7 protein-coding genes are annotated in these 8,064 nt (G+C 70.5%); 2 read left to right on the forward strand and 5 right to left on the reverse strand.

Annotated features, from left to right (window positions below; translation table 11 throughout):
- Nucleotides 1–49: 49 nt before the first annotated feature.
- From edd to ABS772_RS25425, 5 genes are all read right to left on the reverse strand, one after another.
- Complete coding sequence (edd, locus tag ABS772_RS25405) at nt 50–1,879, reverse strand: phosphogluconate dehydratase (protein ID WP_350397457.1); 1,830 nt, start codon at nt 1,877–1,879, stop codon at nt 50–52.
- 93 nt (nt 1,880–1,972) lie between these two features.
- On the reverse strand, nt 1,973–2,257 hold the full coding sequence (locus tag ABS772_RS25410) for a hypothetical protein (RefSeq protein WP_350397458.1): 285 nt from the start codon (nt 2,255–2,257) through the stop codon (nt 1,973–1,975).
- 134 nt (nt 2,258–2,391) lie between these two features.
- On the reverse strand, nt 2,392–3,408 hold the full coding sequence (locus ABS772_RS25415; protein ID WP_350397459.1) for an Hsp33 family molecular chaperone: 1,017 nt from the start codon (nt 3,406–3,408) through the stop codon (nt 2,392–2,394).
- A gap of 210 nt (nt 3,409–3,618) precedes the next feature.
- Nucleotides 3,619–5,724, reverse strand: coding sequence for a carbohydrate porin (locus ABS772_RS25420; RefSeq protein ID WP_350397460.1), 2,106 nt, complete (start codon nt 5,722–5,724; stop codon nt 3,619–3,621).
- A 354-nt stretch (nt 5,725–6,078) separates the two neighbouring features.
- On the reverse strand, nt 6,079–6,609 hold the full coding sequence (locus ABS772_RS25425) for a DUF2147 domain-containing protein (protein ID WP_238255208.1): 531 nt from the start codon (nt 6,607–6,609) through the stop codon (nt 6,079–6,081).
- Between the two features lie 335 nt (nt 6,610–6,944).
- Between ABS772_RS25425 and ndk the strand changes: the two genes are divergently transcribed.
- Together ndk and ABS772_RS25435 are read left to right on the forward strand one after the other, a co-directional pair.
- Nucleotides 6,945–7,367 (forward strand): nucleoside-diphosphate kinase, encoded by a 423-nt coding sequence (gene ndk / locus ABS772_RS25430; RefSeq protein WP_238255207.1) that lies wholly within the window; start codon nt 6,945–6,947, stop codon nt 7,365–7,367.
- A gap of 180 nt (nt 7,368–7,547) precedes the next feature.
- The gene (locus ABS772_RS25435; RefSeq protein WP_238255206.1) at nt 7,548–7,931 is read left to right on the forward strand and encodes a hypothetical protein; all 384 of its coding nucleotides are present in this window, start codon (nt 7,548–7,550) and stop codon (nt 7,929–7,931) included.
- The last annotated feature ends 133 nt before the right edge of the window (nt 7,932–8,064 follow it).

Consider the following 8,064-nt stretch of genomic DNA (forward strand, 5'->3'; position numbering starts at 1 on the left):
GGGTGGGGGTGGCTCGGGATGGGGCGGAGCGGTGATCGGGCCGGCTGCGCTAGAGCCCCGCCGCCGCCAGCATCGCCGAGCCGCCGCGCTCGGCATCGTCGGCGCCGCGGCGCATGAAGGCGAACAATTCGCGGCCGGTGCCGAGGCCGTCCGGCGGCTGCGCGGCCTCCGCACGGGCCTGCCACTCGGCCGAATCGACCAGCACCTCGAGCAGGCCCTGCTCCGCCGAGAGGCGGATGATGTCGCCGTCGCGGATGCGGGCGATCGGCCCGCCGCCGACCGCCTCGGGGCTGACATGGATCGCCGCCGGCACCTTGCCGGAGGCGCCCGACATCCGCCCGTCGGTGACGAGCGCCACCTTGTGGCCGCGGTCCTGCAGCACGCCGAGCGGCGGGGTGAGCTTGTGCAACTCCGGCATCCCGTTGGCGCGCGGACCCTGGAAGCGCACCACCACCACGACGTCCCGCTCCAGTTCGCCCGCCTTGAAGGCGGCGATGACCTCGTCCTGATCGGAGAAGACGCGGGCCGGCGCCTCGATGGTGCGGCGCTCGGGGTCCACCGCGCTGGTCTTGAAGGTGGCCCGGCCGAGATTGCCCTTCACCAGCCGCATCCCGCCATCCGGCTGGAACGGATTGGCCGGCGGGCGCAGCATCGTCTCGTCCAGGGATTCGGCCGGCGCCTCCTCGAAGGTGAGGTCGTCCCCGTCCCCCGAAAGCTTCGGGTCGCGGGCGTGGTCGCGCAGGCGCGCTCCGGCGACGGTGAGGATGTCGTCGTGCAGGAGGCCGGCATCGATCAGCGAGGCGATGACGTAGGACATGCCGCCGGCGGCGTGGAAGTGGTTCACGTCGCCCGCGCCGTTCGGATAGACCCGGGCGATCAGCGGCACCACGCCGGAGAGCCGGTCGAAATCCTCCCAGTCGATGACGATGCCGGCGGCCCGCGCCATGGCCGGCAGGTGGATCGCGTGGTTGGTCGAGCCGCCGGTGGCGAGCAGGCCGACGATGGCGTTGACGATCGCCCGCTCGTCGATGCAGCGCCCGAGGGGGCGGTAGTCGTTGCCGTTCCAGCCGATCTCGGTGAGCCGATGGATCGCCGAGCGCGTCACCGCCTGCCGCAGCCGCGTGCCCGGATTGATGAAGGACGCGCCGGGCATGTGCAGGCCCATCACGTCCATCATCATCTGGTTGGAGTTCGCCGTGCCGTAGAAGGTGCAGGTGCCGGCGCCGTGATAGGAGGCGGACTCCGATTCCAGCAGCTCCTTCCGCCCGACCTTGCCCTCGGCATAGAGCTGGCGGATGCGCTGCTTCTCCTTGTTGGCGAGGCCCGACGGCATCGGGCCGGCCGGGATCAGGATCATCGGCAGGTGGCCGAAGCGGAGCGCCCCGATGATGAGGCCGGGCACGATCTTGTCGCAGATGCCGAGCAGCGCCGCGCCCTCGAACATGCCGTGGCTGAGCGCCACCGCGGTCGAGAGCGCGATGGTATCGCGGGAGAACAGCGACAGCTCCATGCCGCGCTGGCCCTGAGTGACGCCGTCGCACATGGCCGGCGTGCCGCCGGCGACCTGGGCCGTCGCCCCGACCTCGCGGGCGAAAATCTTGATCTGCTCCGGGTAGCGCCCGTAGGGCTGATGCGCCGAGAGCATGTCGTTGTAGGCGGTGACGATGCCGATGTTCATGGCGCGGCCCGCGATGATCGCCGGCTTGTCCTCGCCGGAGGCCGCGAAGCCGTGGGCGAGGTTGCCGCAGGCGAGCTTCGGGCGATGGACGCCGGCCTCCCTCTCGCGCTCGATCAGATCGAGATAGGCGCGGCGGCTGTCGCGGGAGCGCGCGACGACGCGCTCGGTGACCGCGGCGACTTCGGGGTGAAGCTCCGGCATGGCTGGTTCGCCTCGTTCGGATATCGACGGCACGGACAGGCCCGCAAGAATGGGACCCGCGCTCCCCATAACATGGAGAGGCTCCAAACGGCATCACGCTTGTGAGAACGTTTTCATCAACCAGTTAGGGATATGAATGACATTAAAACTTCTGGTTGATAGAGGGGCCGGGATGGCTATCGTGACGGCGCCAGGCGCCACCTCCAGCCGCGAACGCCCGGGCACCGGGCTTGTAGCGGAGTAGCCGACCGCTGCCGTCGCAAGGCTGAGCAGGCAGGCTGGAGGGGAGATGATCGATGTGATCGGATTTCCAATCCTGACCATCACCGTGCGCAGAAATGCCACCGCGTGGTCGCTAACCATCACGGTGGCATTCATAGCGCTCTAAGTGCCTGAGCAAGAGGGTCGGCGGGGTGCCACCCGCCGACCCTCACCGACGCAATCTAATGCCATTCGGCGCGATTGCAAAGGTCGGCTACGACAATCCAGGAGCGACCGTTAGACGATGCTCCTCACACCCCCGGCGCGGACGCGATCTCCCGCTCGACTTCGGCCGGATCGAGGACGTAGCGGCGCGAGCAGAACTCGCAGGTGATGGCGATGGTGCCGTCGTCGGCCACCATGTCCCGGCGCTCCTCGGCGGAGAACGAGCGGATCATGCCCATCACCCGGTCCTGCGAGCAGCGGCAGCGCTCGACGACGGCCTGCGCGTCGAACACCCGCACGCCGCGCTCGTGGAACAGCCGGTAGAGCAGCCGCTCGCTCGACACCGCCGGATCGACCAATTCGTGGTCCTCCACGGTGCCGACGAGGCTGCGCGCCTCGGTCCAGGCGTCGTCCTCGGCGGGCGCACCGGTGAGGATCTCGTGGCCCTCCGGCGCGTCGCCGGGCGGCAGGTCGGCCTGGCGCATCCGGTCGGGCGAGGTCGGCAGGAACTGGACCAGCAGGCCGCCCGCGCGCCAGCGGCTCTCCCCGCCCTCCATCTGCTCGGCGACCGCGAGGCGCACCAGCGTCGGGATCTGCTCCGACTGGCGGAAATACTGGTGCGCGGCCTCCTCCAGGCTCTGACCTTCGAGCGCGACGACGCCCTGGTAGCGGCTCTGCGACGGCCCCTGGTCGATGGTCATGGCGAGGTGCCCGCGGCCCATCAGGTCGGCGGCCCGCGCCTTGGGCCCGAGGGCCGCCACCGGCTCCGCCTCGAAGCGGGCGGTGGCGCGCACCCGGTCGGGCGCCTCGAAATCGACCACCAGCATGTTCACCGGCCCGTCGGTTTTGGTCTGGAGCTGGAAGCGGCCTTCGAGCTTCAGCGAGGCGCCGAGCAGCACCGTGAGCGCCGCCGCCTCGCCGATCAGGCGGGCGACCGCATCGGGGTAGCCGTGGCGGCGCAGGATGGTGTCGATCGACGGGCCGAGCCGCACCGCGCGGCCGCGCAGGTCCAAGGCCTCGACGGCGAAGGGCAACACGGCGTCGTCGCCGCCTTCGAGGGCGGCATTGGACGGCATGGAGGAAGGGGCGTGTCCGGAGCTCATGGGCTCTCCGTATCGGTGCTGAGAAGGGCGGGAGGGCGGCCGGTCCGGCGGCATCACGCCAAACCGGCGGAAGCGCAAGGGGCGGCGCACGTCCTCGACAGGCCCTCATATGGGAAGCGCAGCGCCGCGGCGCGAGACCGGCGCAGGATGCCGCCCGGCCGAGCCCGAGCCCGAGCCCGCGGCGCCGGTGGCGGCCGCCGACGGGACGGGTCAGAAATCCGTGTGCAGGCGCGTCCCGAAGAAGTCGGCGGGGCCGCGGTCGCGGTTATAGGCCGGGTTCTCGACGTGCTGGTAGTCGAAGGTCATCGTCACGGCCTTCGTCAGGTTCAGCGCGTAGTAGACCTCGACCGCCCGCTCCGGAGCGTAGTTGTCGAGACGGCCGTCGCCGATCAGCAGGCCGAGGCCCCCGTTGGCGAAATAGGCGCGGTGGGAGGGCGAGATCCGGTTCGCCGAAGCGCCGAGGCCGATCGTGTCCTGCGGCCGGCCCCAGGCGCTGCCCTTGAGCGAGAGGCCGCCCGAGATCGAGCCGTCGACATCAGTGAACGACAGGCTCTCGTTGCGCCCGTCATTGACGCTCGCCCGGGCGAATAGGCCGAGATCGGGGGTGAGGGCCTGTTCGAGGTTGAGGTACACGCCGCTCTTGCGCCGGGGCTCGCGGGTCGCGGCCACCGCGGTGCCGATGTCGGGGAACGCGCCGGCCTGGGTCAGCGCCACGACCTGCCGGAAATTCGCGGTGTTGCCGACATTGGAGAACAGGCCCAGACGCAGCTTGCCCGGCTGATCGAGCACCGGCAGCGTGTGGCGCCCCTCGAACTCGATGACGGCGCCGGCCCGCTCGAACACGCGGGGGTCGAGCACATCGGAGGAGGGCTCCTTCGGCACCTGCGTGTAGGCGGCGCGCACCGCGAACTCCGCGCGGTTGTACTCGACCATCAGCCCTTGCGTGAAGCCGGGGAGGTTGGCCGGGAAGTCCCAGGCGGCCGAGGCCCACAGGCCCCAGTTCATGAAGTCGACCCGCGGGTCGTGGGCGTAGATGTTGCCGTCGAAGAAGTCGCCGAGCGCGAACTTGCCGGCGATCACGGTGATGCGCTCGACGTCGCGGGTGCCGGCGATCGAGTTCGGCCCGTCGGGCACCTCCTCGGTCTCGCCGCCGAGGCCGAAGGTCTGGCGGACGAAGTAGCGGTTCGAGCGCAGCTTCGGGAACGGCGCGCCCGCCTTCTGCGCCTCGCCGTTGACGAAACCAGCCACGCCCAGGGTCCGCGACAGGCCGAAGCCCTGGCTGAATTCCGGGTTGTAGTAAAGTTCGGTGCCCTCGAAGAGCTTGAGGCCGAGGAACAGCGTCGCGGTCGTCGTCGCCTGCGCCTGGTCCGGCACGAGGCTCTGCGGGCCGCGATAGGGCGAGCGGAAGCCGGTCACGCCCTGGTTCACGAACGTGGTTTGGCCGTGCAGCGAGAAGCGGGTGTCCTTCGGGACCTCGTCCTCGTCCTCCGGCACCAGGGTCAGCGCCTGGGGGTGCCAGATCAGCCGGGCCATCATCTGGTTGGAGACGAAGCTGGTGCGGGTCGTTACCGGCCCGCCCTCGAGGCCCGGCAGCGTGCCGAGGCCGAAGCGGCGGCTCTCGCCGAGATCGCTGTAGCGGTAGTCGATGCCGAGCGAGAGATGCGGATCGACCGCGAACTGCACGCCCGCGCCGAGGGTGAAGCCGAGATAGGAGATGTCGCGGGCGGCCGTCGCGGGCGGGCCGCCGGCCAGGTCCGGATAGGTCGCGAGCACCCGCCCGTTGGCACCGGTGAGCCCGGCGGTTGCGTAGATCAGGTTGTTGCCGAAGGCGTAGCCGAGCCGCGCGCGGACGGATCCGAACACGTCGGTCTTCTCGCGAATCAGGGCGAAGGGCGGATCGATCGCCTCGTAGCCGAAGCCCGCCGCATCGGAGCGGGCGCCCCGCTTGAGATTGGAGCCGGCGAGGTCGGCCTCGATGCCGTAGACGAAGGCCCCGTCCTGCCAGTTCCAGCCGGCGAAGGCGCCGCCCACCACCGTGGTGGCGTCGCCGCCGAGGTCGCGGCTGCCGGTGGCGTCGCCCGTCGAGATCGTCCGGACCCGGCGCGAACCGATCGTGGTCGGCCCGAAATCGTAACTGCCGAAGGACGCGCCCGCGCTGCCCTGCAGCCCGGCGTAGAAGCCGGACCAGTCGAGGAAGCGGGGCCGGGCGCGCTCCGCGAGGTCGGCCGCCGCCGCGGTCGCGGCCTGCAGGCCCAGCAGAGCGGCGAGACTGGCCGTGACGGCCCGAATTTTTCCGATTGTCCCCGCGCGCGCCATGGACCTGCGCCAGCCCCCGCCGTCACCGTTCGAGCGGCCTAGCAGATGCCGTCGCCGCCGCAAGACGCCCGCGACCGGCCGGAGCACGAGGCTTCAGGACGGTTGCACGGGCGCCACGACGACAGGGAGAAGCCAAACCATCCGACAGGACGATGACAGGCGCGTGGGAAGAGGCCGAAGAACGGTGGGACGGGGCCGAAGTACCGGATCGGCGGCTGCCGTTTCAGGTCCCGCGCCCACTTGCCGGGCGCAAGCGTAGCCCTAGCTCCGTGGGGCCTGAACCCCCATCAGGTTAGGCAGACTTCAGGGCGCACCGGCAACGGCGCGCCATTTTTGCCTCGTCCGCGACGCGGATCACTCCGCCGGGGCGGCGGGTGCCTTGGCCGGAGCCGGCTTGGCGGGTTTCGCGGGCTTGGCCGGCACTTCCACGGGAGCGGCGGCGGCCTGCTGGTTCACGTCGGGCACGCGGGTCCAGGTCTGCGAGCCGCACAGCACCTTCAGCATGCAGCCCTGCACGTTCAGCTCGGCCTCGCTCTCGCGCTCCAGGCTGACCTGATAGATCTTGCCCTCGTCGGCGTTGTAGATCTCGCCGGCGAAGCCCGCATCCTCCGGCTTGAGGTTGTCGAGAAGCGTGAGGCCGATGATCGGCCGCACCCGCTTCTTCGGATCGGGGTTCTTCACGTCGGTGCGCGGCGCGCCGCCATCGTCGGTCGGGGACTTCAGCCAGACCACCTTGCCGCAGGCATTGCTGCCGCTCGGGCCGCAGCGGTCGATCCGGATCTTGGCGCGTCCATCTCCCGTCAGCCACGTGCCGGAGAGATCCTTGGGGGCGGCGAAGGCCGGGCTTGAGACCAGCAGAGCGGCGAGGCCGAGGGCGATGCGCATGGATTGGCTCCTGAGGCTGGGCCCGGATCGGGCCTATGGCTTGCGGAGGAGAGATCGCCCCGGCGGCGAGCCGGGGCAGGCGGACCGTCCGCCGACTTGAGCCCCCGCAATCCGGCGATTTTTCGGCGGTGTTGCGCTGAAGCCATGGCGGGGCCGAAAAAGGCCGAGCTTGCCCCGCATCGGCCCGCGGCGGCTGGTGCCCTTCACCGGTCGGTTGAGGGGCTACCGCTCCGCCGCTATAAGCCCGGCGCGCCGGCAGCCTCTCGGGCGGCGTTCGAGCCCGCCCTCATCCAGCGCGTCGCGCGACCCCTTTCTCCAACGAACCGGACCGGACCATGGCCAACGAGCGCACCTTCTCCATCCTCAAGCCCGACGCGACCCGCCGCAACATCACCGGCGCGGTCAACGCCGTGATCGAGGCCGCCGGCCTGCGCATCGTCGCCCAGCGCCGCATCCGCATGACCCGCGAGCAGGCGGAGAAGTTCTACGAGGTGCACAAGGAGCGCCCGTTCTTCGGCGAACTCGTCGAGTTCATGACCTCCGGCCCCGTGGTCGTGCAGGTGCTCGAGGGCGAGAACGCCGTCGCCAAGTACCGTGAGGTGATGGGCGCCACGAACCCGGCCCAGGCCGCCGACGGCACCATCCGCAAGCAGTTCGCGGAGTCGGTCGGCGAGAACACCGTCCACGGCTCCGACAGCGCCGACAACGCCAAGATCGAGATCGCGCAGTTCTTCACCGACGCCGACATCGCCGCCTAAGGCTCGTCTCGCCGGCCTCGGGGTCACGGGGCCGGCGGGAGATACGCTCAAGCTTGCGCGGGGCTGACGATCCGGGCGCAATCCGGCCCAGTGTGACTCTCCTGCCCTAGCGGCGCGGGGCGGGCGGACCGAAGAACGGAAGCGATCGACGATCTCCCGTCTCTCTCGGATGTTCGCTCCATGCGCCTCACGTTTTCGCGCACCGGCCGCCTGCTCGTCGCGGCCGGCCTCGTGTCCCTGCTCGCCGCCTGCAACTCGGCCGGCCGCTCGACGCAGTACACCTCGCTCGAAGGCTACGTGCCCGATCCGGCGCTGAAGACCGCCACGAAGAGCAACCTGACCGGCCGCGTGCGCCACGCCTGCACCGTGACCCAGGCCAGGTTCCAGAAGGTCGCCGAGGACTCGCTCGCCGCCCCCTGCGGCTGCTACGCCGAGCGCACGCTCGCCGCCCTCGACAAGGACGAGATCGCCTCCTACCGCACCACCGGCTACTTCAACGACAGCGCCCGCGCCAAGGCGCTGAGCGCGCTCGACAGCTGCAAGCTGCCGCGCCCGATCGTCTGATCGCCCTTCGCTCGATCGCTTCGGCCGACGCCGCTCTCCTCCCCCTTGTGGGGAGGAGGCAGGAGGTGGGGGTGGTTCAGGATGAGGCGGTACGGTGCCATCTGCACCACCCCCACCCCGAACCCCTCCCTGC

Origin of the sequence: Methylorubrum podarium (assembly GCF_040270385.1) — a bacterium.
Taxonomy (GTDB): Bacteria; Pseudomonadota; Alphaproteobacteria; order Rhizobiales; family Beijerinckiaceae; genus Methylobacterium; species Methylobacterium podarium.